This is a genomic window from Micromonospora sp. NBRC 101691 (assembly GCF_030269285.1).
In the GTDB taxonomy this organism is placed as follows: Bacteria; Actinomycetota; Actinomycetes; order Mycobacteriales; family Micromonosporaceae; genus Micromonospora; species Micromonospora echinospora.
This window is the reverse complement of the sequence record NZ_BSTB01000008.1, coordinates 66,184-90,748: the sequence shown is the minus strand read 5'-3', so window position 1 is coordinate 90,748 and position 24,565 is coordinate 66,184. Positions and strand designations below refer to the sequence as shown.

The following is a 24,565-nucleotide window of genomic DNA, read 5'->3' as shown; positions in this document are numbered from 1 at the left end:
AATGGCTATCTGGCTGACCAAGGACTCGAAGGTCATCGTCCAGGGGATGACCGGTTCCGAGGGTTCCAAGCACACCCGGCGGATGCTCGCCGCCGGCACCAACGTCGTCGGTGGCGTCAACCCGCGCAAGGCCGGGCAGACCGTCGACTTCGACGGCACCGAGCTGCCGGTCTTCGCCAACGTGGCGGACGCCATGAAGGAGACCGGGGCGGACGTCACGGTGATCTTCGTACCGCCGCAGTTCACCAAGGCCGCGGTGGTCGAGGCGATCGACGCCGGCATCCCGCTCGCCGTGGTCATCACCGAGGGCGTCCCGGTGCACGACACCGCCGCCTTCTGGGCGTACAACACCGCCCAGGGGGAGCGCACCCGGATCATCGGGCCGAACTGCCCGGGCATCGCCTCGCCGGGGGCGTCCAACGCGGGCATCATCCCGGCCGACATCACCGGCTCCGGCCGGATCGGCCTGGTCAGCAAGAGCGGCACGCTGACCTACCAGATGATGTACGAGCTGCGGGACATCGGCTTCTCGACCTGCGTCGGCATCGGTGGCGACCCGATCATCGGCACCACCCACATCGACGCGCTGGCCGCCTTCGAGGCCGACCCGGACACCGACGCCATCGTGATGATCGGTGAGATCGGCGGTGACGCCGAGGAGCGGGCCGCCGAGTTCATCAAGGCGAACGTGACCAAGCCGGTGGTCGGCTACATCGCCGGCTTCACCGCCCCGCCCGGCAAGACCATGGGACACGCCGGCGCCATCATCTCCGGCTCGGCGGGCACCGCCGAGGCGAAGAAGGAGGCGCTGGAGGCGGTCGGCGTCAAGGTCGGCAAGACGCCGACCGAGACCGCCAAGCTCATGCGGGAGATCATGTCGGCCGGCTGAGCCGGGAACGAACCGACGGAGGGGGACGACCACACGGTCGTCCCCCTCCGCGTCGCGGCCCGCTCGGCGGCGTCGCTCCCTGCCGGCGGCCGGTGTGTCGCCGACGACTTCGTCCCGCTCGTCAGTCGTTGCCGATCGGGTAGTTCCCGGTGGCCCGCAGGACCGCGCTGCCGATGATGTTGATCACGCCGAAGGCGATGGCCAGCCAGCCCAGCACCTGTGACTGTCCGTACCGTCGGGCGTCCCGGATCGACAGGTACCCGAAGATGACCCCCAGGATGCCGCAGCACAGCAGGCCGAGGACGATGCCGAGCACGCCCCAGAGAGTGGTCCGGTCCTTGCCGGCTGCGGACGGCGGGGGCGGTGCGTAGGGAGCGGACACGACTTCCTCCGGACGGTCGGGGCCGCGACCGCAGAAGGCCGCGCCTGCGCCGAGGTTAGACCGGGTGTACCGTCCCGGGCGGAAGGATCACCGAACTCATCGGTGATCCGCCGGGTTATCGGACTGCCCCCGCTCGTCCGGCGTGCCAGAGTGGAACCCGATGTCCTCCATCACCCCTGATCAGCCTCGCCGTTCCGCTGGCGTCGACCCCGACGACCGGCCGGGTGGTCGTGCCGCGGTTCCCCGGCCGCGTCCCCGGCGTCCCGGAGCGACCGACCGGGCGGCCGCCCCCCGTCGTCGGCGCGCCCCGCTCGCCGTCGCCGCCGTGGTGGCCGCCGGCTGGGCCGCCCTCACCTCGTACCTGCCGGTAGTCGTGGTGCTCGGGTTGATGCAGCTCAGCGAGGACGCCGCGTCGGTGGTCGGTGCGCTCCGCGCCGGCCTGGCCGGCTGGCTGCTCGGCCACGGGGTACCGCTCGACACCAGCGCCGGCCCGCTCGGCCTCGCCCCGCTGGCCCTGACCGCACTGGTCGTCTGGCGGTTGACCCGGGCCGGGGTGCACACCACCCGGGCGCTGGGCGCGCGGGGTGCCGGGGAGGTCCGTCCGGCGTTCGTCGCGGCCGGCGCGGTCGGTTGCGGGTACGCGTTGCTCGGCGTGCTCGCCGCACTCGCCGCCGGGACGGGGCTCTCCCCGCTACGGGCCGGGGTGACCCTGGGGCTCGTCGGCGTGGCCGCCGCCCTGGTGGGCGCGCTGCGGACGACCGGTGCCCCCGACCGGCTGCTCCGGCGGGTGCCCAGCGCGCTGCACGACGGGGTCCGCACCGGCCTGGTCGCCGGACTGCTGTTGGCCGGGGCGGGCGCGGGGGCCGCCGGACTGGCCATCGCCACCGGTGGCGGCGACGCCGCCGACATGATCGGCGCCTACCGGACCGGGGTGGCCGGGCAGGCCGGGATCACCCTGGTCAGCCTCGCCTACGCGCCGAACGCCGCGATCTGGGCGACCAGCTACCTGCTCGGCCCCGGCTTCGCGGTGGGCACCGACACGGCGGTACGCACCAGTGAGGTCTCCGTCGGCGCGCTGCCGGCCGTACCGCTGCTCGCCGGCCTGCCGCGCGGGCCGGTCGACGGGCTCGGCGCGTTGCTGCTCGCGGTGCCGGTCCTGATCGGGATGGCGGCCGGCTGGCTGCTCGCCCGCCGCCTGCTCCGGTCGGCGGCCGACGACCGGACCCCGCTTCACTGGGGGCCGCTGCTCGGCACGGCGGCCCTCGCCGGGCCGGTGGCCGGCCTGCTGGTGGGCGCGGCGGCGGCGGTCTCCGGTGGCCCGCTCGGCGGCGGCCGGCTCGCCGAGGTGGGGCCGGTCGCCTGGCAGGTGACCGCCGTGACCACCGCGGTCGTGGCGGTCGGCGCGCTGCTCGGAGCCGCCGCCACCCGTGCCTTCACCCGCCAGCCCACCCCCCGTCCCTGAGCCCGGGCGGGGCCCCGCCGGTCTCCCGCCCGTCGCGTCGGTCGCCGCCCCGCGCGGTGCGCCCGGATCGGGGGGGCAGACGGCGGCGGGGCGCCCGGAGGACTTCCGGACGCCCCGCCTGTGGGCCACAGGTCGCTGGTCAGGACAGGTTCAGCGAGTTCAGGTTCAGTGCGGCGCCGAGGATCGCGTTGGCCAGGCCGAGGACGATGCCCACCGCGCCGGTGATCAGGGCGGCCGTGGCCTGGCCCTTGTTGCTGGCCAGCCCCTGCTCCGCCTTCTTCTGGCCCATCACGCCCAGCACCACGCCGGCGATGCCGAGGATGATGCCGAGGAAGGCGCAGCAGATCGCGAAGACGATCGAGGTGATGCCGAGGATCATCCCGATCAGGCCGAGGTTGTTGTTCTGCGGCGTCACACCGTACTGGCCGTACTGTCCGCCCGGGTAGCCCGGCGCCGCGCCGTAGGGCTGCTGCTGCGCGTACGGGTCCCCGTACGGCTGACCGGAGGCGGGTTGCCCGTACGGCTGGCCCGAAGTCGGCGGCTGCCCGTAGGGCTGACCGGAGGTCGGCTGCCCGTACGGCTGCCCCGAAGTCGGCTGCCCGTACGGCTGGCCCGAGGCCGGCGGCTGCCCGTACGGGTCCTGCGGCTGCTGACCGTACGGGTCGTGCGACGGCTGGCCGTAGGACGGCTGCGCCGACTGACCGTACGGGTCGGAGTACTGCGGCGAGGTGGGATCCGAGGGCGGCTGCTGGCCGTACGGGTCCTGGCCGGGGTTGTCGGGCTGCACGGGCTGCGCTCCTTGCTGTGCGGCGTTGGGAGGGTCAGACGGTTGTGTCGGTACCCATCAGCGACCCGAGGCCACCCAGCAGGCAGCAGATCAGGACGATGACGTACCAGGAGAGGCCGACGATGAGGGCCCACTTCGACCACTTCTTGCTCTCCGCCGCGGCGGCCTGGGCCGCCGCGTAGTTACCCTGCTGCACCAGCGGGTTGACCTTGGAGGCGTTGATCAGCGCGGGGATGGCGAGCGGCCAGAAGAGGAAGATGGCCACGATCGACATGGTCATGTTGTTGTCGATCTGCTGCGGCGGCTGCTGAGGGTATCCGGGCTGCATGGGGTGAACTCCTTGATCGGTGACCGCGAGCCGGGCCGCCCGCAGGTGGGGTGGGCCGTTCGCGTGTCGAGTATCGAGCGGGGGCAGAGTACCTGTTCGGGGCGACGTCCGGGGTGACCGGCGGGGCGTGGTCCCACGGTGAGGACCGGCTGGCGGAGGGTCTGGCCAGCGGAACGGGGCCGTCGCCGGCCCGATAGGGTGACCGGGTGACCGAGCCCGCGTCCACCGCCCGCATCGTCGTCCTCGTCTCCGGTTCCGGCAGCAACCTCCAGGCCCTGCTGGATGCCGGCGCCGACCCGGCGTACGGAGCCCGGGTGGTCGCGGTCGGCGCCGACCGGGACGGCATCGCCGGGCTGGACCGGGCCACCGCCGCCGGGGTGCCGACCTTCGTGGAGCGGTTGAAGGACCATCCCAGCCGTGCGGACTGGGACGCCGCGCTCACCGCCCAGGTCGCCGCGCACCGCCCCGACCTGGTCGTCTCCGCCGGTTTCCTGAAGCTCGTCGGCCCGCAGTTCCTGGCCGCCTTCGCCGACCGCTACCTGAACACCCACAACACCCTGCTGCCGGCCTTCCCCGGCATCCACGGGCCCCGGGACGCCCTCGCCTACGGCGTGAAGGTCACCGGCGCGACCCTCTTCTTCGTCGACGCGGGCATGGACACCGGTCCGATCGTCGCCCAGGTCGCGGTGCCGGTGCGCGACGACGACGACGAGGAGACGCTCACCGAGCGCATCAAGGTGGCCGAGCGGCGGCAGCTCGTCGAGCAGGTCGGCCGCCTGGTCCGCGAAGGTTGGACGATCACCGAAAGAAAGGTCACCGTTGGCGTGAACACCCCCTCCGACGGGCGCCGGCCGATCCGGCGGGCGCTGGTCAGCGTCTACGACAAGAGCGGGCTGGTCGAGCTGGCCCGGGCCCTGCACGACGCCGGGGTCGAGATCGTCTCGACCGGCAGCACCGCGTCGACGATCGCCGGCTCCGGGGTGCCGGTGACCGCCGTCGAGTCGGTGACCGGGTTCCCGGAGATCCTCGACGGCCGGGTCAAGACCCTGCACCCGAAGATCCACGGCGGCCTCCTCGCCGACCTGCGCAAGGACTCGCACGCCGCCCAGCTCGACGAGCACGGCATCGCCGGCATCGACCTGCTGGTCTCCAACCTGTACCCGTTCCAGGCCACGGTGGCCTCCGGCGCGGGCGTCGACGAGTGCGTCGAGCAGATCGACATCGGCGGGCCGGCGATGGTCCGGGCCGCCGCGAAGAACCACGCCTCGGTCGCCGTGGTGACCGATCCGGCCGCGTACCCGGCGGTGGTTGCCGCTCTCGGTGGCGGCGGTTTCTCGCTGGCGCAGCGTCGTGCGCTCGCCGCCCGCGCCTTCGCCGACATCGCCGAGTACGACATCGCGGTGGCGAACTGGTGCGCGGCGCAGCTCGACCCGGAGGAGGCGGACTGGCCCGCCTTCGCCGGTCTGGGACTGCGCGCCCAGCGGGCGCTGCGCTACGGCGAGAACCCGCACCAACAGGCCGCCCTCTACACCGACCCGGACACCCCGGTCGGGCTGGCCCAGGCCGAGCAGTTGCACGGCAAGGAGATGTCGTACAACAACTACGTCGACGCGGACGCCGCCTGGCGGGCGGCGAACGACTTCGCCGACCAGCCGGCCGTGGCGGTCATCAAGCACGCCAACCCGTGCGGCATCGCGGTCGGCGTCGACGTGGCCGACGCGCACCGCCGGGCGCACGCCTGCGACCCGGTCTCCGCGTACGGCGGGGTGATCGCGGTCAACCGGCCGGTCACCGTCGAGCTGGCCAAGCAGGTCGCGGAGATATTCACCGAGGTCCTGGTGGCACCGGAGTTCGAGGCGGGCGCGGTCGAGGTGCTCCAGGCCAAGAAGAACCTGCGCCTGCTGCGTGCCCCGGTCTGGGCCCCGCCGCCGGCCGAGTGGCGACAGGTCAGCGGCGGTGTGCTGGTGCAGATGGCCGACCGGGTGGACGCCCCCGGCGACGACCCGGCCGCCTGGCGGCTGGTGGCCGGCGAACCGGCCGACGGCGACCTCCTGCGCGACCTGGCCTTCGCCTGGCGGGCGATCCGCTCGGTCAAGAGCAACGCGATCCTGCTCGCCGCCGACGGGGCGACCGTCGGGGTCGGCATGGGGCAGGTCAACCGGGTCGACTCGGCGCACCTCGCGGTGAACCGGGCCGGTGCGGACCGGGCCCGGGGTGCGGTCGCCGCCTCGGACGCGTTCTTCCCGTTCGCTGACGGGCTCAAGGTGCTGATCGACGCGGGGGTCCGCGCCGTCGTGCAGCCCGGCGGTTCGATCCGGGACGACGAGGTGATCGCCGCTGCCGCCGAGGCCGGCGTGACCATGTACCTCACCGGCACCCGGCACTTCTTCCACTGACCCGCCACCGGCAGAGCGCCGGCGTTCCACCGATGGACGCCGGCGCTCTGCCGGCGGTCGCGCACGGTCGCCGGCCTCTGCCGGCGCCGCTGGTGGCGGGCGTGCTTTCTCCGGTGCCTGCAGGGGTCCCCTGTTACCGGATTCCGCCGAGCAGGGGACCCCTGCAACCACACCGGCCGGCACCCCACGCCCCGCACGTCGGGCCGGGGAGGTGACGGAGGGTGAGCGCTGGTACGTGGCCCGGCCGTGTGCCGCGGGTCCGGATCACCCCAGGTCGGCGCGGGTGGCACGGGGACAAGGAACGGGTCGGCGGAACGTCGGGTGCCGGGCGTGAGACGATCGGGGAGTGACGGCGACGATCCTGGACGGCAAGGCGACCGCGGCGGAGATCAAGGACGAGCTGCGGGTGCGGGTCAAGGCACTGGCGGAGCGGGGCATCACCCCGGGGCTGGGCACGGTGCTGGTCGGCGCCGACCCGGGCTCCCAGGCGTACGTCAACGGCAAGCACCGGGACTGCGCGGAGGTGGGCATCGCCTCGATCCGGCGCGAGTTGCCGGCCGACGCCACGCAGGAGCAGGTGGACGCGGTGCTCGCCGAGCTGAACGCGGACCCGGCGTGCCACGGCTACATCGTCCAGCTGCCGCTGCCGGCGCACCTGGACACCCAGCGGGCGCTGGAGATGATCGACCCCCAGAAGGACGCGGACGGCCTGCACCCGGTCAACCTCGGCCGGCTGGTGCTCGGCTACGACGGGCCGCTGCCCTGCACGCCGCGCGGCATCGTGGAACTGCTGCGCCGGCACGACGTGCCGCTGCGTGGGGCGAACGTCGCCGTGGTCGGCCGGGGCAACACGGTCGGTCGTCCGCTCGGCCTGCTGCTGACCCGGCGCAGCGAGAACGCGACGGTGACCCTCTGCCACACCGGCACCCTCGACCTGGCCGCGCACACCCGGGCCGCCGACATCGTGATCGTGGCCGCCGGGGTCCCCGGCCTGCTCACCGCCGACATGGTCCGCCCGGGGGCGGTGGTGGTTGACGTCGGCATCACCCGGGTGATCGGGGCGGACGGCAAGGGCCGCTACACCGGTGACGTCGATCCCGAGGTCGCCGAGACGGCCGGTGCGCTGGTCCCGATGCCCGGTGGTGTCGGGCCGATGACCCGGGCGATGCTGCTGACCAACGTGGTCGAGCGCGCCGAGCGCGAGGTGCCGACTACGTCATAACCGTCCGACCCGGCCGGTCCGGTGCCAGGATGGCTGATACGGTCCGGAAAACCGACTGGTAGCAGGGAGTGGGACGACCATGGGTAAGAAGGTCACTGTCGTCGGGGCCGGCTTCTACGGCTCCACCACCGCACAGCGCCTGGCCGAGTACGACATCTTCGACACCGTCGTGATCACCGACATCGTCGAGGGGAAGCCCGCCGGCCTCGCCCTCGACCTCAACCAGTCGCGGGCGATCGAGGGCTTCGAGACCAAGATCGTCGGTGCGACCACCGGCCCCAACGGCGAGGGCTACGAGGCGATCGAAGGTTCGGACGTCGTCGTGATCACCGCCGGCCTGCCCCGCAAGCCGGGCATGAGCCGGATGGACCTCCTGGAGACCAACGCCAAGATCGTCCGTCAGGTCTCCGAGAACGTCGCCCGCTTCGCCCCGAACGCCGTGGTCATCGTCGTCTCCAACCCGCTCGACGAGATGACCGCGCTGGCCCAGATCGCCACCGGGTTCCCGAAGAACCGGGTGCTGGGCCAGGCTGGCATGCTCGACACCGCCCGGTTCAGCAACTTCGTCGCCGAGGCGCTCAACGTACCGGTGAAGTCGGTGACGACGCTCACCCTGGGCTCGCACGGCGACACCATGGTCCCGGTTCCGTCGCGCAGCAGCGTCGACGGCAAGCCGCTGCGTGACGTGATGCCGGCCGAGCAGATCGAGGACCTGGTCGTCAAGACCCGCAACGGCGGCGCCGAGGTGGTCGCCCTGCTCAAGACCGGTTCGGCGTACTACGCCCCGTCCGCCGCCGCCGCCCGGATGGCCAAGGCGGTCGCCGAGGACTCCGGCGAGGTCATGCCGGTCTGCGCCTGGGTCGACGGTGAGTTCGGCATCTCCGGCGTCTACCTGGGCGTCGAGGCGGAGCTGGGCGCCGAGGGCGTGAAGCGGGTCGTCACCACCGAGCTGGACGCCGACGAGCTGGCCAGCCTGAAGGAGGCCGCCGAGGCGGTCCGGGCCAAGCAGGCCGACGTCGCCAACATGTGACGTCGCGACCGTCCGGGTCGCCGACGCCCCGACCAGCCCTCGGGCGGCCGGTCGGTGACCCGGACGGTGGCGCGGCGCCAGCCGCCCCGGTCGACGCGCTGATCCTCCGGTCCGCCCTCCTGAGCCGATCTCCGATCGCCACGGCGGGCCGGAGGATCGTTGCTCTTCCGGGGGAGGTGGAGGGCCAGCTGCGAGGGACCGGGCAAGTTCCAGTACGCTCGTACTGCTTGAGCACGTGTCCCCCGAGAGGAGCGCCGGCCGATGGCGAAGATCAAGGTAAACAACCCGGTCGTAGAGCTCGACGGCGACGAGATGACCCGGATCATCTGGAAGCAGATCCGGGAGCAGCTGATCCTGCCCTACCTCGACGTCGACCTGCACTACTACGACCTCTCGATCCAGTACCGCGACGAGACCGACGACCAGGTCACCATCGACGCCGCCAACGCCATCAAGGAGCACGGCGTCGGAGTCAAGTGCGCCACCATCACGCCGGACGAGGCCCGGGTCGAGGAGTTCGGCCTGAAGAAGATGTGGCGCTCGCCCAACGGCACCATCCGGAACATCCTCGGTGGCGTCGTCTTCCGTGAGCCGATCATCATGTCGAACGTGCCGCGGCTGGTGCCGGGCTGGACCAAGCCGATCATCATCGGCCGGCACGCCCACGGTGACCAGTACAAGGCCACCGACTTCGTCGTCCCCGGCCCGGGCAAGGTGACCGTCACCTACACCCCGACCGACGGTGGCGCCCCGGTCGAGATGGAGGTCGCCAACTTCACCGGCGGCGGCATCGCCATGGGCATGTACAACTTCGACGAGTCGATCCGGGACTTCGCCCGTGCCTCGTTCCGGTACGGCCTGGACCGCGGCTACCCGGTCTACCTGTCCACCAAGAACACCATCCTCAAGGCGTACGACGGCCGGTTCAAGGACATCTTCGCCGAGATCTTCGAGAACGAGTTCAAGGCCGAGTTCGACGCCGCCGGCATCACCTACGAGCACCGGCTCATCGACGACATGGTCGCCGCCGCGCTGAAGTGGGAGGGCGGCTACGTCTGGGCCTGCAAGAACTACGACGGTGACGTGCAGTCCGACACGGTGGCCCAGGGCTTCGGCTCGCTCGGCCTGATGACCTCCGTGCTGCTGTCCCCGGACGGCCGCACCGTCGAGGCGGAGGCCGCGCACGGCACCGTCACCCGGCACTACCGGCAGTGGCAGAAGGGCGAGAAGACCTCGACCAACCCGATCGCCTCCATCTACGCCTGGACCCGGGGCCTGGCCCACCGGGGCAAGCTGGACAACACCCCGGCGGTCACCGAGTTCGCCAACACCCTGGAGCAGGTCATCGTCGACACCGTCGAGGGCGGCCAGATGACCAAGGACCTCGCGCTGCTCATCTCGCGGGACGCCCCGTGGCTGACCACCGACGAGTTCATGAACGCCCTGGACGAGAACCTGGCCCGCCGCCTCGGCGCCTGATCACGCCCACCCCGGAGCCCGTCGGCCGTAGCCGGCGGGCTCCGTGCGTCCCGCCGGAGAAGCCCACGCGCCGCGTGCCCGCGTCACCGGACGGGGCGTCCGGTCGTTGACAGGGTGGACGTGATGCCAGTCGCGTCCAGGAAGGTTGACCACGGTCGCATGCGACATGTGAGCGCCGACCAGCCAGCCTTCCCGGCTGTCGTGCGCAGCCAGCCGTCCCTTCCCAGCGGGGGGCCCTGTCCCGGGCCCCCCGCGCCCTGTTCCCGCAGCGGACGACGGGTCGGGTGCCCGGTCCCGCCCGAACGGTGACCGGCCGCCGGTGCCTCAGGCCTCGCGCAGCAACTGCGCGGCGCGCTCCGGGGCGACGTCGCTGATGAAGACGCCCATCCCCGACTCCGTCCCGGCGAGGTACTTCAGCTTGTCCGCCGCCCGCCGGATGCTGAACAGCTGGAGATGCAGGTGGGCCAGCTCGCGGTCGACACGGACCGGGGCCTGGTGCCAGGCCGCGATGTACGGCATCGGCAGGTCGAACAGTCCGTCGAAGCGGCGCAGCACGTCCAGGTAGAGCGGGCCGAAGGCGTCCCGCTCCGCGTCGTCGAGCGCCGGGATGTCCGGCACCGGCCGGTGCGGGGCCAGGTGCACCTCGAACGGCCAGCGGGCCGCCGCCGGCACGTACGCCGTCCAGTGCTCGTTCTCCGCCACCACCCGGTCACCGGCGGCCCGTTCGGCGGCGAGCACGTCGGCGTAGAGGTTGCCACCGGTGCGCTCGGCGTGCCGGCGCGCGGCGGCCAGCATCGTCCGGGTCCGGGGCGTGACGAAGGGGAACGCGTAGACCTGGCCGTGCGGGTGGTGCAGGGTCACCCCGATTTCCACGCCCCGGTTCTCGAAGCAGAAGACCTGCTCGACCCCGGGCAGTTCGGCCAGGGCGGTGGTCCGGTCGGCGAGCGCGTCGAGGACGGTCCGCACCCGCTCCGGCGGCAGGTCGACGAACGCGGCGTGGTGGTCGTCGGTGAAGCAGACCACCTCGCAGCGGCCCAGCCCCGGCCGGATCTCGGTGAACGGGGTGATGGCCGGCGGTTCGTCGGCGATCCGCTGGCTGAGCGCGGGGAAGCGGTTCTCGAAGACCACCACGTCGTACCCGGAGGCCGGGATCTCGCTCTGCCGGTCACCCTTCGAGGGGCAGAGCGGGCACTGGTCGGCCGGGGGGAGGAAGGTGCGTGCCTGCCGGTGCACCGCCACCGCCACCCACTCGTCGAGCAGGGGGTCGTAGCGTAGCTGCGACGCGGGCGGGGGCGGGGGGAGTTCCCGCCGGTCCGGTTCGTCGCGGACGACGTCGTCCCGCTCGTCGAAGTAGATCAGTTCACGACCGTCGGCCAGTTTGGTGACCGTACGCCTCATGCCGGTGTCCCTTCCGTCGCCGGGCGACCGCCGGGCGACCGCTCCACGACGATCAGCTCCGTCACCTGCTCGCCGAGCACCCGGCGGCCCTCCTCGGGCAGCCGGTCGTCGACCACCACCACGTCCGCGCAGTCCAGCCCGCCGATCGAGCAGAGACCGACCAGCCCCCACTTGGTGTGGTCGGCGAGCACCACCAGCCGGTCGGCGGAGGCCATCAACGCCTGGTTGGTCTCCGCCTCCATCAGGTTCGGCGTGGTGAAGCCGGCCCGTTCGCTGATGCCGTGCACCCCGAGGAAGAGCACGTCCAGGTGCAGGGACCGGATCGCCGCCACGGCCAGCGGCCCGACCAGCGCGTCCGAGGGTGTCCGGATGCCGCCGGTGAGGATCACCGTCTGGTCCGGCCGGCCGCCTGCGTGGAAGACCTCCGCCACCGGCAACGAGTTGGTGACCACGGTCAGCGCCGGTACGTCGACCAGGCGACGGGCCAGCGCGGCGGTGGTCGTACCGGCGGAGAGGGCGACGGCCGCGCCGGGGCGGACCAACCGGGCGGCGTGCGCGGCGATGATCGCCTTCTCGGCCGGCTGGCGTACCGACTTGGCGTCGAAGCCGGGTTCGTCGGCCGCCGAGGGGTCGGCCACGGTGGCTCCGCCGTGCACCTTGGCCAGCAGGCCCTGGGCGTCCAGCGCGTCCAGGTCGCGGCGGATGGTCATGTCGGAGACGCCGAACTCGGCGGCGAGGTCGCTGACCCGTACGCCGCCGGTCGCCCGCACCCGCTCCAGGATGGCTGCTTGTCGCTGCCGCGCCAGCATCTCCAGCCTCCGCTCCCGAGCCGCCCGACTTTCCCGAACGTGTTCCAACAAAGATGAACACTAGCGCGACGCGTGCACGATGCGGAAGGCGGCCGGCGGGCGTGCGGCGGCCGGCGTTCGCCGACGGTGTGGCGGAGGCTCCGCCCCGGCCGGCTGCCACCGGCGACCCTCGGCGTCCCGCCGGGTCGGACAGTCCAGGGCCGGGCGGTCCCAGGGCAGGCAGTTCCCGGGCAGGCGGTCCCCTGTCGGGCCGTTCCGTATCCGGCTGTTCCGGCGTCGGGCCGTTCCGGGTCGAGCCGTCCTGTGTCCGGCCGCCCCGGGTCGAGCGGTCCCGGGGCCGACGGGCGGAGGCGCGGCGGCCCCGGGACGGGCCGGAGGGCGGACTGTCAGGTCAGGCCGGAGCCAGGCGGGGCTCCACCCAGCCGACCTCGGTCAGCAGGTGCAGCACCCGCTGCACCGCCTCCTCGATCGAGATGTCCGAGGTGTCCACCACCAGGTCCGCGTCGGTCGGCTCCTCGTACGGGTCGTCGACGCCGGTCATCCCGGTGAGCAGCCCCGCCCGGGCCCGGGCGTAGAGACCCTTGCGGTCCCGCTGCTCGCAGGTCTCCAGCGGGGTGGCGACGTGGACCAGTACGAAACCCGCCCCGGCGGACTCCGCCATCTCCCGCGCGGTCGCCCGCGCCTGGGCGTACGGGGCGATCGGGCAGCAGATCGCCACCCCCCGGTGCCGGGCGATCTCGGCGGCCACCCAGCCGATCCGCCGCACGTTGAGGTCGCGGTCCGCCCGGCTGAACGTCAGCCCGGCGGAGAGTTCCCGCCGCACCACGTCCCCGTCGAGCAGGGTGATCGTCCGGTCCCCGGCCTCCCGCAGCGCGTCGGCGAGCCCGCTGGCGATCGTCGACTTGCCGGACCCGGAGAGCCCGGTCAGGAAGACCACCAGGCCGCGGTGCCGCAGCGGCGGCCGGGCACGGGCCAGCTCCTTCGCGACCGCCGGTGGGGTGTGCCACTCCGGCAGCGGGAAGCCCCGGTCCAGGTGGTCGTCGATCTCCTCCTGGGTGAAGGCCAGCCGCCGGTTGCGCGGCGGGATGTCGTCCCGCCAGCGCCACTGCCCGTCCCGGTTGTCGTAGGCCAGTTCCCGGGGCACCAGCACCCGCAGTCCGGCGCCGGAGAGGGTCTCCTCGGTGGAGAGCAGGTGCGTCACGCCGTAGGCGGCGGAGACCCGGGCCCGCAGCAGCGCGTCGCTGATCTCGTCCCGCCGCCGGGTCAGCGGCACCGTGATCAGGGTGGCCGGGGGCATCCGGTCCCGGGCGGCGAAGACCGCGCGGACCAGCGCCTCGGACGGCAGGCCGCCGGTGGCCTCCTCGCCGACCGGGATCATCAGCAGCAGGTGCGCGCCGAGCGTCCGGGCCGCGTGCGCGATCTGGGCGAGCTGTGGCCGGTGCAGCGGCCGGTCGGCGATCACCCCGAGCACCCGCCCGGGAGGCAGCAGCGCCCGGACCTCCTCCGGGGTGCGCCGCAACCGCTGGAACGGCGCATGGCCACCGTCGCCGATCCGCTGGACCGGGCCACCCAGCCCGGCGGTGCCGTCCCGGCCCGACCAGACGTCCCGCACGTCGAGCGCGGCGAGCGGGGCGCCCTCGCCGTCGGTGAGCACCAGCACCCGGCCCGCCGGGTCGTCCAGCCGCAGCCCCTCGGCCACGGCCGCCGGCACCTGGAGGGTGACCGGCACCGGCCAGGGCGTACCGTCGGCGAGCCGTCCCCGGCGACTGAGCGAGGTCAGGTCGGCCCGCGTCATGAAGCCGGTCAACGGCGCGTACGCCCCGCTCAGCAGCAGCTCCAGGTCGGCGAGCTCGACCGGGCGCGGTGTGAACACCGGCGCGTCCCGGAGCACGTCGTCGGGCAGCACCCAGCCGTTGCTCATCACACCCCCCACTCGCTGACCGGCACACAGTTTCGCAGCAGACCGGCGATCGGTCGAGAGTGCCACCCCACGATCACGCTCCCCGGGCCGTCGTCCGGCTGCCCGCGCCGCCGTCCGGTGCCACGGCGCGGACCGTTCGCCGTGAACAGCGACGCTGGTCAGCGCGGTGCCGCCTGCCACGGGCGGCACCCGGCGGCCGAATCGTGCCGTCCGGATGTCGAACGGCCGATCTCCGTGGGACGTCCGCCGTCGGGAACCCGTCATCCCGACCGCCCCGGCCGGCGCGGTCGGGCCACCGGCCGCCCACCCGGGCCGGCACGTGACTCCTCGTCCCGCCGTCCGCACCCTGTGTGACCTGCGAGGACGTGCGTCGGTTGCCCCCTAGTGGAGCGTGCGACACAGGATCAGGGGCGGACCTGATGTCCCGCCGTGCGCCGGCTCCCTAGGCTGAGCGGTGTGACACTGCTCGCGACCGAGTCGCTGACCAAGACCTACGGTGGACGGGTCACGGCGCTGGCCGACCTGACCGTCGCGGTCGAACCGGGAATCGTCGGGCTGGTCGGTGCCAACGGCGCCGGAAAGTCCACCCTCATCAAGATCCTGCTGGGCCTGCTCGCCCCGACCAGCGGTTCCGTCCAGGTGCTCGGCCTCGACCCGACCGCCGACCCGGCCGCCGTCCGGGCCCGGGTCGGTTACATGCCCGAACACGACTGCCTCCCGCCGGACCTCTCCGCCGCCGAGTTCGTCACCCACCTCGGCCGGATCAGCGGACTGCCCCGCACCGTCGCCCGGGAACGGGCCTCCGAGGCGCTGCGCCACGTCGGCCTCTACGAGGAGCGGTACCGGCCGGTCGGCGGCTACTCCACCGGCATGAAGCAGCGGGTCAAGCTGGCTCAGGCGCTGGTGCACGACCCGGACCTCCTCCTGCTCGACGAGCCGACCAACGGCCTCGACCCGGCCGGCCGGGACGCCATGCTCAACCTCGTCCACCGCATCGGCAACGAGTTCGGCATCTCCGTGGTGGTCTGCTCGCACCTGCTCGGCGAGGTCGAGCGGATCTGCGACACCCTGGTCGCCATCGACGGCGGACGGCTGCTGCGCGCCGACCGGATCTCCGCGATGACCTCCGCCACCGACATCCTCGCCGTCGAGGTCAGCGAGGGTACGGAGGAGCTGGCGGCCCGGCTCGCCGCGCTCGACCTGCCGGTGGGCCGGGACGGCCGGATGCTGCTCGTCCCGCTCGCCGACGAACGGACCTACGACCTGATCCTCGGCGCGGTCGCCGAGCTGGACCTGCCGCTGCACCGGCTCGACCAGCGCCGGCACCGGGTGGCCGAACTCTTCGCACCGAGGGAGCCGATCAATGCCTGAGCCGACCGGGGTCATCCACGACATCGGCTACCAGCGCTACGCCGGGCCCCGCCTCGGCCGCCGCCAGGTCTTCGGCGCGCTCTACGGGCACGGACTGCGGACCGCGTTCGGCCTCGGCCGCAGCGCCAAGGCCAAGATCTTCCCGTGGCTGATCGTGGCGATCGTCGTCGTGGTGGCCGCCGGGGCGACCGCGGTGCGGACCCAGATCGGCGAGGTCGTGCTCACGTACGCCCAGTTCGCCGACGCGATGAGCTGGCTGGTGATCTTCTTCGTCGCGGTGGTCGCGCCCGAGTTGGTCTCCCGCGACCTGCGCAGCGGCGTGCTCCCGCTCTACTTCTCCCGACCGCTGCCCCGCTCCGACTACCCGCTGGCCAAGCTCGCCGCCCTGGTGACCGCGCTCTGGCTGCTGCTCGGCGCGCCGCAGCTGCTGATGTTCGTCGGGGCCGCGTTCACCACCGGCAAGGGCTGGCGGGGCGCCTGGGACGAACTGCTCGACCTGCTGCCCGGGTTGCTCTACGCCGGGCTGTGGGCGGTCGTCTTCGCCTCGGTCGGGCTGCTGGTCGCCTCGCTCACCGGCAAGCGGGCGTTCGCCGCCGGTGGCGTGGTCGCGGTGTTCCTGATGACCACCCCGATCGTCGGCACGCTCCAGGTGATGCCCTCGACCACGGTCAACGAGCTGGCCTTCCTGGCCTCCCCGTCCACGCTGGTGCAGTCGATCGGCGGCTGGGCCCTCGGCGACCTGCTCGCCTCGCCGGGTGGCGGCTCCACGGACCTCCCGATCGGCGGGTTCGGCCCGCTCTACGCCGTGGCCGCGGTCCTCCTGGTGGCCGGCTCCGTCGCGCTGCTGCTCGCCCGATACCGGAAGGTCGCCTCCGCATGAGTGAACTGACCCTTACCGGCGTCTCCCGCTGGTACGGCAACGTGGTGGCGGTCAACGACGTCACCATGTCCCTGGGCCCCGGGGTGACCGGCCTGCTCGGTCCGAACGGGGCCGGCAAGACCACCCTGCTGCACATGATGGCCGGGTTCCTGGCCCCTTCCCGGGGCACGGTCACCCTCGACGGCGAGCCGACCTGGCGACACCCCGACGTCTACCGGCGGCTCGGCCTGGTCAGCGAGCGCGAGGCGGTGCAGACCTTCCTCACCGCGTACGAGTTCGTGCTGGCCAGTGCGAAGCTGCACAAGCTGCCCGACCCGGCGGAGGCGGCCCGCCGCGCGATCAACCTGGTCGAGCTGGAGGGCGCGCAGGACCGACGGATCGGCACCTACTCCAAGGGCATGCGGCAGCGGACCCGGGTGGCCGCGGCGCTGGTGCACGACCCACAGGTGCTCCTGCTCGACGAGCCGTTCAACGGCATGGACCCACGTCAGCGGCTGCACATGATGCAGTTGCTCCACCGCCTCGGTGACGACGGCCGGACGATCCTGTTCAGCTCGCACATCCTGGAGGAGGTCGAGCAGGTCTCCGGCACCGTGCAGGTGATGGTGGCCGGTCGGCTGGCCGCCTCCGGCGACTTCCGCACCATCCGCCGGCTGATGACCAACCGGCCGCACGTCTTCGCCGTCCAGTCCACCGACGACCGGGCGCTGGCCGTGGCGCTGATGGCCGAGCCGTCGGTCAACGGCGTCGAGCTGGACCGGTCCGGACTGACCGTACGGGCCGGCGACTACGGGGCGTTCACCCGGGCGCTGCCCCGGATCGCGCTCGACCAGGGCATCCGGGTGCGGCGGTTGCTGCCCGAGGACGAGTCCCTGGAGAGCGTCTTCTCCTACCTGGTGGAGGCATAGCTGACATGTCGACCGTCACCTGGATCACCGCGCGCGGCCTCTTCGGCCGCCGCCGGTCCCTGATGCTCGTCCCGCTGCCGTTGATCCTGGTCGCGTTGGCGGTGCTGTCCCGGTCGCTCGGCGTCGACCCCGGCCAGTGGGCACCGCCGGTGCTGGTCGGGCTCGGTCTGGCCGTGGTGCTGCCGGTGGTCGCCCTGATCGTCGGCACCGGCGTGCTCGGCGCCGAGATCGACGACGGCACCGTGGTGCACATCCTGACCAAGCCGCTGCCCCGTTGGCAGATCGTGCTGCCGAAGCTCGCGGTGGCGGCTGGCGTCACCGCGGTCTCCTGCGCCGTGCCGCTGTACGTCGGGGGCGTGCTCGCCCACTCGGTCCGGTTCGGACTGGCGCTGGCGCTCGCGTCGGCGATCGGCGCGCTGGCGTACTCCGCACTGTTCGTGGCGCTCAGCCTGGTCACCCGGCGGCCGGTGCTGCTCGGCCTGGTCTACGTGCTGATCTGGGAGGGGCTGCTCGGCAACTTCGTGAGCGGCACCAAGGTGCTCTCCATCCAGCAGTACGTGATCGCGCTGGCCGACCGGATCGCCCCCACCGCACTGCTGTCCACCACGGTCACCGTGTCGGTGTCGGCGGTGATGACCACGCTGGTCGTCGTCGGATTCACCGTGCTGGCCGTCAACCGGCTCCGCTCCTTCAGCGTCGCCGGCGAAACCAGCTGAGGTGGTAACAGGGGTCCCCTGCTCATCAAAAAGGAGTAACAGGGGTCCCCTGCTACCAACCAAGCCGCCCGCCCAGCGGGCGTCGGACGCCAGTTGGCGGTCGGCGGGCGGTGGGCGGTGGCGTCAGAAGGCGCAGGCGATGACGAGTTCCGTGGTGCGGTCGGGGACCGGGTCGAGGGTGGTGATCCGGCCGGCCGCGCGCAGGTCGTCGGCGACCAGGGCGAGCTGGTCGAGGACGGCGGCCGGGGCGAGCGCCTCGGCGAGCGGCACCTCGGTCCGCATCGAGAGCTTCCGCTCCGACTTGGCCCGCCGCACCTGGCTGAGCGCGTCCCCGGCCAGCCGCAGCAGCGCCGGGTCACCGGTGCCCCGGACCGCCCGCTGGACCTCGTACGTGGTGGGCCAGGGCGCGCGGTGCACCGAGCCGTACCGCCACCACGACCAGACCTCCTCGGTCACGTACGGCAGCACCGGGGCGAAGAGCCGCAGCTGCACCGACAGCGCGGTGGCGAGCGCCGCGCGGGCCGAGTCCGCCCCGGGCCCGGTGCCGTAGGCGCGTTCCTTCACCAGCTCGATGTAGTCGTCGCAGAACCGCCAGAAGAACGCCTCGGTCGCCTGGAGGGCGGCCGTGTGGTCGTACCCGTCGAAGGCGGTGGTCGCCGTGGCGACCACGCCGGAGAGTTCGGCGAGCATGGCGGTGTCCAGCGGTTCCGTCGCCGGGGCGCGCAACGCGTCGGCGGCCCCCAGCCCGAGGGCGAACTTCGACGCGTTCAGGATCTTGGTGGCCAGCCGTCGCCCGATCCGGATCTGGGCCGGGTCGAAGGCCAGGTCCATGCCGGGCTTGCCGCTGGCCGCCCAGTACCGCACCGCGTCCGAGCCGTGTTCGGTCAGCAGCGCCATCGGGGTCACCACGTTCCCCTTGGACTTGGACATCTTCTTCCGGTCCGGGTCGAGGATCCAGCCGGAGAGGACGGTGTCCCGCCAGGGCAGCACCCCGTGCTCCAGGTGGGCGCGGACCACGGTGGAGAAGAGCCAGGTACGGATGATCTCCTGCCCCTGCGGGCGCAGGTCCATCGGGAAGACCCGGGCGAACAGGTCCGGGTCGGTCTCCCAGCCGCCGACGATCTGCGGCGTCAACGACGAGGTGGCCCAGGTGTCGAGAACATCCGGGTCACCGATGAAACCGCCCGGTTTCCCGCGTTGCGCCTCGTCGAAGCCGGGCGGCGGATCGCTGGACGGGTCGATCGGCAGCGTGGACTCCTCCGGTGTGAGAGGCTGGGCCCAGACCGGCTCGCCAGCGTCGTCGAGCCGGTACCACACCGGCACCGGCACGCCGAAGAACCGCTGCCGGCTCACCAGCCAGTCGCCGGTCAGGCCGCCCACCCAGTGCTCGTAGCGGTGGCGCATGTGCCCCGGCACCCAGTTCAGCTCCGCGCCCCGGTCGAGCAGCGCCGCGCGCAGCTCCGCGTCCCGACCGCCGTTGCGCAGGTACCACTGCCGGGTGGAGACGATCTCCAACGGCCGGTCGCCGCGCTCGTAGAACTTCACCGGGTGGGTGATCGGACGCGGCTCGCCGACCAGGTCACCCGTGCCGGTCAACAGTTCCACCACCGCCCGCCGGGCACCGTTCACGGTCTGCCCGGCCAGCGCCGCGTAGGTCGCCGCCGGCACGTCGTCCGGCGGTTCCGGCAGCAGCCGCCCGTCCCGGCCGACCACGACCCGGGTGTCCAGGTCCAGGTCCCGCCACCAGGTCACGTCGGTGAGGTCGCCGAAGGTGCAGACCATCGCGACGCCGGTGCCCTTGGCCGGGTCCGCCAGCGGATGCGCGCGCACCGGCACCTCCACCCCGAAGACCGGGGTACGCACCAGCGTGCCGACCAGGTCGGCGTAGCGTTCGTCGTCCGGGTGGCAGACCAGCGCCACGCAGGCCGGCAGCAGCTCCGGCCGGGTGGTGTCGATCAGCACCTCCCGCCCGCCGGCCGCGTGGAACCGCAGCCGGTGGTACGCGCCGGGCCGCTCCCGATCCTCCAGCTCCGCCTGGGCCACCGCGGTGGCGAAACCGACGTCCCAGAGGGTCGGTGCCTCCGCCTGGTACGCCTCGCCGCGTGCCAGGTTGCGCAGGAACGCCCGCTGCGAGGTGGCCCGCGCCACCCGCCCGATCGTGGTGTACGTCAGCGACCAGTCCACCGACAACCCGAGCCGCCGCCACAGCGCCTCGAAGACCTGCTCGTCCTCGCCGGTGAGCCGCTCGCACAACTCGACGAAGTTGCGCCGGGAGATCGAGGTCGGGTTCTTCCGGGCCGCGTCGTCCACCGGGGCGTCGGGCGGCGTCCAGTCCGGGTCGTACGGCAACGACGGGTCGCAGCGCACGCCGTACACGTTCTGCACCCGGCGCTCGGTCGGCAGCCCGTTGTCGTCCCAGCCCATCGGGTAGAAGACCGCCTTGCCACGCATCCGCTGGAAGCGGGCCACCGTGTCGGTGTGCGTGTACGAGAAGACGTGTCCCATGTGCAGCTCGCCGGATACGGTCGGCGGCGGGGTGTCGATCGCGTATACGTCCGCCCGCTCCCTGCTGCGGTCGAACGCGTACGTGCCCTCCTCCTGCCAGCGGCGCGCCCAGGTCTCCTCGATGCCGTCCAGGGTCGGACGCTCGGGGACTCCGGCGCGGGCCGTCCTCGCCGTATCAGTCATCGGTCGATCGTAGATCCGGACCGGCTCCGCCCGCCGGGAGTAAATCCGGCCGTCGCGGGCGGGGTGCCCGGTGGGCGGCCTGTGGCAGCATCGACGCGCGACGACGGGTGACCACGTCGCCGACCGGACGCCGGTGGCGTGCCGCCGGCCGGAGAGGAGGCGGGCGTGCGGGTCGACCGGGTGAGCGGAGCGCCGGGGAGCGGACCGTCGCCGGCCGGGCGGGCACCCGAGCCGGCCAGTGTGGTCGGGGCGGCCGGTGTGGTCGGGGCGGCCGGTGTGGTCGGGGCGGTGGCGGCCTTCGCGGCGGGGGTGCTCTCCGCGGCCGCGTTGCCGGCGATGACGATGCTCACCGGCTACACCGACCTGACGCCGTTCGCGCCGGTGCGCGCCGGGGTGCTCGCCCCGGTGGCGCTGGCCCTCGCGGTGGCGGCCGGCGCCCTGCCGTACCGGGTCGGCGGCTGGCCGGTCGCCCTCGTCGGGCTGCTGCTCGCCGGGGTCACCGACCTGGTCACGGCCGGCGGGATGCTGCTGCCCGCCAACGCGGTCGCCGCCGGGCACGTGCCGGCCTTCCTGGTCGGGGCGGTGGGGGTCGGCCTGGCCCTCGGCGGTGTGCTCCTGGTGGCCGGCGGGTCGGTCCGCCCGGTGCGGGTGCCGGTGGCGGTCGGGCTCGCCGCCGGCCTGGTCGGGCAACCGGCGTACGGCGCGCTGCTCCGGGCGACCCCGCCGGTGCCGGGCCGCGTCCAGCCGTACCAGATCTCGCTCTGGCTGGCCGTGGTGTTGGTCGCCGCCGCGCTGCTGCTCTCCTGGCGGCGGGGTGGCCCCGGGCCGGCCGGCGGTTCGCTGCGCTGGACCCCGGTGCCGGTGGTGGCGGCCGTCGGGCTGCTCGTCGCCGCCGGATTCGCGGTGCGCTGGTCGGTGGTCCGGGCCCGGCTCCGGCCGGGACCGGGACTGGAGGAGGCCGCCGTGACCGCCGCCCGGCTGCTGGTCGTGCCCCTCACGGTGGTGGCCGGGCTGCTCCTGCTCGGGTACGCGCTCCGCGCGCTCGGTGTGGTCGGCGCGCGCTGGGTGGTGCTCGCCGTCGCGGCCGGCCCGATCGCCGTGACCGGCGGCGGGCCCACCGGCGTCGTCGCGCCGACGGTGACCTTCCTGGCCGCGCTGATCGGGCTCGCCGCGGTGGCGGGCGGCGTGGCCCTGACCCGGTACGCCGAACGGATCCTGCCCTGGGAAGCCCTCGGGATCGTGCTGGCCGCCGTGGCGCTGCCACTGGCCACCCCGGCGGTCCGCCTGGAGTCGCCGGTGGCCGCGGGGGCCGGTGTGGTGCTCACCGCCCTCGGCCTCGGCCTGGCGCTCGGCTCCGGCCTCACCCTCGTCGTCACCCGTGAACCCGGCCTGGCCTGGCAGCCGGGAGCCGTCCCACCCGGTCGGCCCGAGGCTGCCCCGCCGGCTCCCGGGCCCGTCTCCCACCCCGCGCCGGCCCCCGAGCCCGTCCCCCGTCCCGGGGCGGTGTCCCGCGCCGACGTGGACAAGGGTTGGCGCAGCGCCACGCTGCTGGTCGGGGCGGCCGGCTTGGTGCTCGCCGCGCAGGCCGCCACCCCGTTGGCGATCCGGGCGCAGGTCACGCCGCCCGGACTGGTTCCGCCGCTCACCCTCCCGCTGCTCACCGTCGCCGCCGCCGTGCTGCTCGCACTGTTGTTCGGCCTCGGCCTGCTGGTCGACCGTCGTGCCGCTCCCGAACCGGTCGTGGCGCGTACGCCCTGACCTGCTCAGGTGAGCGAGTCGCGCCACTGCCGGTGCAACCGCGCGTACCGGCCGTCGGCGCTGACCAGCCGGTCGGGTGGGCCGTCCTCGACGATCCGGCCCCGGTCGAGCACCAGCACCCGGTCGGCGATCCGCACCGTGGAGAGCCGGTGCGCGATCACCAGGGCGGTCCGGTCCCGCAGGATGGTGCCGAGCGCGTGCTGCACCACCCGTTCCGTGGGCACATCCAGGCACGAGGTCGCCTCGTCCAGGATCAGCACCACCGGGTCGGCCAGGAAGGCCCGGGCGAACGCGACGAGCTGCCGTTGCCCGGCGGAGAGCCGGCCACCCCGCCGGTGCACCTCGGTGGCGTACCCGTCGGGAAGCGCGGCGATGAAGTCGTGCGCCCCGACCGCCCGCGCCGCCGCCCGTACCGCCGCGTCGTCCGCGTCCGGACGGCCGAACCGGATGTTCTCCGCCACCGTGCCGCTGAACAGGTGGTTCTCCTGGGTGACCAGGACCACCGCCCGGCGCAGTTCGGCGTCGGCCGCGTCGCGCAGGTCCACCCCGTCCAGACTGACCGCGCCGGCGTCCGGATCGTGGAACCGGGCGAGCAGCTTCGCCACCGTGGACTTGCCCGCTCCGGTCGCCCCGACCAGGGCGACGGTCTGCCCGGCCGGCACCTCCAGGTCGAGGTCGGTGAGGATCGGTGCCCCCGGCCGGTAGCCGAAGGTCACCGAGCGGAACCGCACCGCGCCCCGGACCCCGCCGACCGGCAGCGGCCGGGGATGGGTGGGCTCCGCCACCCCGGGCCGCTCGTCGAGCACCCCGGCGAGCTTCTCCAGTCCCGCCGTGGCGGACTGGAGCGTGTTGTAGAACTGGCTCAGTTCCTGCATCGGCTCGAAGAAGCGGCGCAGGTAGAGCAGGAACGCGGCGAGCACGCCGAGGTCGAGGCGGTCGCCGAGCACCCGCCAGCCGCCGTAGGTCAGCACGCCTGCCACGGTGACGTTGCCGACCAGCTTGATGCCCGGCGAGTACACCGCGATCAACTGGAACGCGTGCACGCTGGAGCGCCGGTAGTCGTCGTTCACCGCCTCGAAGATGCGCTGGTTGCGGGCCTCCCGCCGGTACGCCTGCACGGCCCGGATCCCCCGCAGCGACTCCACGAGGTGGACGATCACCAGCGCCACCGACTCCCGGGTGCGCCGGTACGCGGCGGCCGAGGCCCGCGCGAACCAGCGGGACAGCAGGAACAGCAGGGGGAAGGCGAGCAGGGTCACCACGGCCAGCGGCGGGTCCAGCCAGAGCAGCACGCCGGCCACCGACAGGATCGACAGCACGGCGAGCACGAGATTGTCCACGCCCCCGTCGAGCAGCTCCGCGATCGAGTCCAGGTCGCTGGTGAGCCGGGAGACCATCCGTCCCGAGGTGTACCGCTCGTGGAAGGCCACGTGCAGGCGCAGGAAGTGCCCGTACACCCGCTGCCGGAGGTCGAGCAGGACGGCCTGGCCGATCCGCGCGGAGAGGATGAGGAAGCCGCGCTTGCTCGCGTACTCGACGGTGGCGGCCGCCGCGAAGGCCGCCGCGACGGCGACCAGCGGCCCCGGCTCGTCGGCGCGCAACGGCGCGATCGCGTGGTCGATGCCGTACATGACCAGGAACGGGCCCGCCAACCCGGCGGCGTTCTGCGCCAGCAGCAGGGCGATGGCCAGCGCGAGTCGCCCCCGGTGCGGTCGCAACAGGTCCGCCAGGAGAGCGCGACTGCGGGCCCGCAGCCGGGCGAGCGCCTCCGGACCGTTCTCCTCGCCCGGGCCCGGGTCGGCGTCCGGATCGGTGCCGCGCCCCCGCCAGCGCCCCAGATCCACCGGCTCCCTCCCGGCGTTCCGTTCCGCCCCGACCACCGGCTCCCTCCCGGCGTTCCGTTCCGCCCCGACCGCCTGCTCGGCCCCGGCGTTCCGTTCCGCCCCGACCGCCTGCTCGGCCCCGGCGTTCCGTTCCGCCCCGACCGCCTGCTCGGCCCCGGCGTTCCGTTCCGCCCCGACCGGCTGCTCGGCCCCGGCGTTCCGTTCCGCCCCGACCGGCTGCTCGGCCCCGGCGTTCCGTTCCGCCCCGACCGGCTGCTCGGCCCCGGCGTTCCGTTCCGCCCCGACCGGCTGCTCCGC

Annotated in this window: 19 protein-coding genes; 11 read left to right on the top strand and 8 right to left on the bottom strand. The window is 73.5% G+C overall.

Annotated elements, in window-relative coordinates:
- Window position 1: 1 nt before the first annotated feature.
- Window positions 2-889: a succinate--CoA ligase subunit alpha gene (gene sucD, locus QSK20_RS14765; protein ID WP_285789186.1), complete on the top strand. Its 888-nt coding sequence runs from the start codon at window positions 2-4 to the stop codon at window positions 887-889.
- Between the two features lie 121 nt (window positions 890-1,010).
- Here the strand turns inward: sucD and QSK20_RS14760 are convergent, their stop codons facing one another.
- Window positions 1,011-1,271 (bottom strand): hypothetical protein, encoded by a 261-nt coding sequence (locus QSK20_RS14760; protein ID WP_088982144.1) that lies wholly within the window; start codon window positions 1,269-1,271, stop codon window positions 1,011-1,013.
- A gap of 160 nt (window positions 1,272-1,431) precedes the next feature.
- Here QSK20_RS14760 and QSK20_RS14755 point away from each other — a divergent pair, with 160 nt between their 5' ends.
- Window positions 1,432-2,733, top strand: coding sequence for a cell division protein PerM (locus tag QSK20_RS14755; protein ID WP_285789185.1), 1,302 nt, complete (start codon window positions 1,432-1,434; stop codon window positions 2,731-2,733).
- A 139-nt stretch (window positions 2,734-2,872) separates the two neighbouring features.
- On the opposite strand, the gene QSK20_RS14750 is transcribed toward QSK20_RS14755, so the two are convergent.
- Entirely contained in the window at window positions 2,873-3,520 is a 648-nt protein-coding gene (locus QSK20_RS14750; protein ID WP_285789184.1) for a DUF4190 domain-containing protein, read from the bottom strand.
- Between the two features lie 34 nt (window positions 3,521-3,554).
- Entirely contained in the window at window positions 3,555-3,848 is a 294-nt protein-coding gene (locus tag QSK20_RS14745; RefSeq protein WP_088982147.1) for a CD225/dispanin family protein, read from the bottom strand.
- Between the two features lie 206 nt (window positions 3,849-4,054).
- Here QSK20_RS14745 and purH point away from each other — a divergent pair, with 206 nt between their 5' ends.
- The 4 genes from purH (at window position 4,055) to QSK20_RS14720 (ending at window position 9,975) form a co-directional block, all read left to right on the top strand.
- Window positions 4,055-6,244 carry a bifunctional phosphoribosylaminoimidazolecarboxamide formyltransferase/IMP cyclohydrolase gene (gene purH, locus QSK20_RS14735; protein ID WP_502888898.1) on the top strand — a complete coding sequence of 730 codons (2,190 nt, stop codon included), beginning with the start codon at window positions 4,055-4,057 and terminating at the stop codon, window positions 6,242-6,244.
- Window positions 6,245-6,590: 346 nt separating this feature from the next.
- On the top strand, window positions 6,591-7,466 hold the full coding sequence (locus tag QSK20_RS14730) for a bifunctional methylenetetrahydrofolate dehydrogenase/methenyltetrahydrofolate cyclohydrolase (RefSeq protein ID WP_285789183.1): 876 nt from the start codon (window positions 6,591-6,593) through the stop codon (window positions 7,464-7,466).
- A 79-nt stretch (window positions 7,467-7,545) separates the two neighbouring features.
- On the top strand, window positions 7,546-8,496 hold the full coding sequence (locus tag QSK20_RS14725) for a malate dehydrogenase (RefSeq protein ID WP_285789182.1): 951 nt from the start codon (window positions 7,546-7,548) through the stop codon (window positions 8,494-8,496).
- Window positions 8,497-8,757: 261 nt separating this feature from the next.
- Window positions 8,758-9,975 (top strand): NADP-dependent isocitrate dehydrogenase, encoded by a 1,218-nt coding sequence (locus QSK20_RS14720; RefSeq protein ID WP_285789181.1) that lies wholly within the window; start codon window positions 8,758-8,760, stop codon window positions 9,973-9,975.
- 324 nt (window positions 9,976-10,299) lie between these two features.
- Here the strand turns inward: QSK20_RS14720 and galT are convergent, their stop codons facing one another.
- From galT to cysC, 3 genes are all read right to left on the bottom strand, one after another.
- Window positions 10,300-11,373 carry a galactose-1-phosphate uridylyltransferase gene (galT, locus tag QSK20_RS14715; protein ID WP_285789180.1) on the bottom strand — a complete coding sequence of 358 codons (1,074 nt, stop codon included), beginning with the start codon at window positions 11,371-11,373 and terminating at the stop codon, window positions 10,300-10,302.
- Entirely contained in the window at window positions 11,370-12,182 is an 813-nt protein-coding gene (locus QSK20_RS14710) for a DeoR/GlpR family DNA-binding transcription regulator (protein ID WP_285789179.1), read from the bottom strand. The genes galT and QSK20_RS14710 overlap by 4 nt, the downstream gene beginning before the upstream one ends.
- A gap of 391 nt (window positions 12,183-12,573) precedes the next feature.
- Complete coding sequence (gene cysC, locus QSK20_RS14705) at window positions 12,574-14,103, bottom strand: adenylyl-sulfate kinase (protein WP_285789178.1); 1,530 nt, start codon at window positions 14,101-14,103, stop codon at window positions 12,574-12,576.
- A 456-nt stretch (window positions 14,104-14,559) separates the two neighbouring features.
- Between cysC and QSK20_RS14700 the strand changes: the two genes are divergently transcribed.
- Genes QSK20_RS14700 through QSK20_RS14685 form a run of 4 tightly spaced genes read left to right on the top strand, consistent with a single transcriptional unit; the run spans window position 14,560 to window position 17,978 of the window.
- Entirely contained in the window at window positions 14,560-15,474 is a 915-nt protein-coding gene (locus QSK20_RS14700) for an ABC transporter ATP-binding protein (protein WP_285789177.1), read from the top strand.
- Window positions 15,467-16,354, top strand: a complete 888-nt coding sequence (locus QSK20_RS14695; RefSeq protein WP_285789176.1) for an ABC transporter permease — start codon at window positions 15,467-15,469, stop codon at window positions 16,352-16,354. Before QSK20_RS14700 ends, QSK20_RS14695 begins: the two co-directional genes overlap by 8 nt.
- On the top strand, window positions 16,351-17,262 hold the full coding sequence (locus QSK20_RS14690) for an ABC transporter ATP-binding protein (protein ID WP_285789175.1): 912 nt from the start codon (window positions 16,351-16,353) through the stop codon (window positions 17,260-17,262). Before QSK20_RS14695 ends, QSK20_RS14690 begins: the two co-directional genes overlap by 4 nt.
- A gap of 5 nt (window positions 17,263-17,267) precedes the next feature.
- A complete protein-coding gene (locus QSK20_RS14685; protein ID WP_285789174.1) occupies window positions 17,268-17,978 on the top strand; it encodes an ABC transporter permease in 711 nt (236 codons plus the stop codon).
- A 123-nt stretch (window positions 17,979-18,101) separates the two neighbouring features.
- On the opposite strand, the gene valS is transcribed toward QSK20_RS14685, so the two are convergent.
- Window positions 18,102-20,666: a valine--tRNA ligase gene (gene valS / locus QSK20_RS14680; RefSeq protein WP_285789173.1), complete on the bottom strand. Its 2,565-nt coding sequence runs from the start codon at window positions 20,664-20,666 to the stop codon at window positions 18,102-18,104.
- A 165-nt stretch (window positions 20,667-20,831) separates the two neighbouring features.
- Between valS and QSK20_RS14675 the strand changes: the two genes are divergently transcribed.
- Entirely contained in the window at window positions 20,832-22,424 is a 1,593-nt protein-coding gene (locus QSK20_RS14675; RefSeq protein ID WP_285789172.1) for a hypothetical protein, read from the top strand.
- Window positions 22,425-22,429: 5 nt separating this feature from the next.
- Here the strand turns inward: QSK20_RS14675 and QSK20_RS14670 are convergent, their stop codons facing one another.
- A complete protein-coding gene (locus tag QSK20_RS14670; RefSeq protein ID WP_285789323.1) occupies window positions 22,430-24,304 on the bottom strand; it encodes an ABC transporter ATP-binding protein in 1,875 nt (624 codons plus the stop codon).
- Between the last annotated feature and the right edge of the window lie 261 nt (window positions 24,305-24,565).

Excerpts from the sequence above, each read along its gene's own strand:
- QSK20_RS14755 (WP_285789185.1), top strand. The coding sequence starts at position 1,432 with ATGTCCTCCATCACCCCTGATCAGCCTCGCCGTTCCGCTGGCGTCGAC.
- valS (WP_285789173.1), bottom strand. The coding sequence starts at position 20,666 with ATGACTGATACGGCGAGGACGGCCCGCGCCGGAGTCCCCGAGCGTCCG.
- QSK20_RS14710 (WP_285789179.1), bottom strand. The coding sequence starts at position 12,182 with ATGCTGGCGCGGCAGCGACAAGCAGCCATCCTGGAGCGGGTGCGGGCG.
- QSK20_RS14685 (WP_285789174.1), top strand. The coding sequence starts at position 17,268 with ATGTCGACCGTCACCTGGATCACCGCGCGCGGCCTCTTCGGCCGCCGC.
- sucD (WP_285789186.1), top strand. The coding sequence starts at position 2 with ATGGCTATCTGGCTGACCAAGGACTCGAAGGTCATCGTCCAGGGGATG.
- QSK20_RS14720 (WP_285789181.1), top strand. The coding sequence starts at position 8,758 with ATGGCGAAGATCAAGGTAAACAACCCGGTCGTAGAGCTCGACGGCGAC.
- QSK20_RS14745 (WP_088982147.1), bottom strand. The coding sequence starts at position 3,848 with ATGCAGCCCGGATACCCTCAGCAGCCGCCGCAGCAGATCGACAACAAC.
- QSK20_RS14725 (WP_285789182.1), top strand. The coding sequence starts at position 7,546 with ATGGGTAAGAAGGTCACTGTCGTCGGGGCCGGCTTCTACGGCTCCACC.
- galT (WP_285789180.1), bottom strand. The coding sequence starts at position 11,373 with ATGAGGCGTACGGTCACCAAACTGGCCGACGGTCGTGAACTGATCTAC.
- QSK20_RS14695 (WP_285789176.1), top strand. The coding sequence starts at position 15,467 with ATGCCTGAGCCGACCGGGGTCATCCACGACATCGGCTACCAGCGCTAC.
- cysC (WP_285789178.1), bottom strand. The coding sequence starts at position 14,103 with ATGAGCAACGGCTGGGTGCTGCCCGACGACGTGCTCCGGGACGCGCCG.
- QSK20_RS14690 (WP_285789175.1), top strand. The coding sequence starts at position 16,351 with ATGAGTGAACTGACCCTTACCGGCGTCTCCCGCTGGTACGGCAACGTG.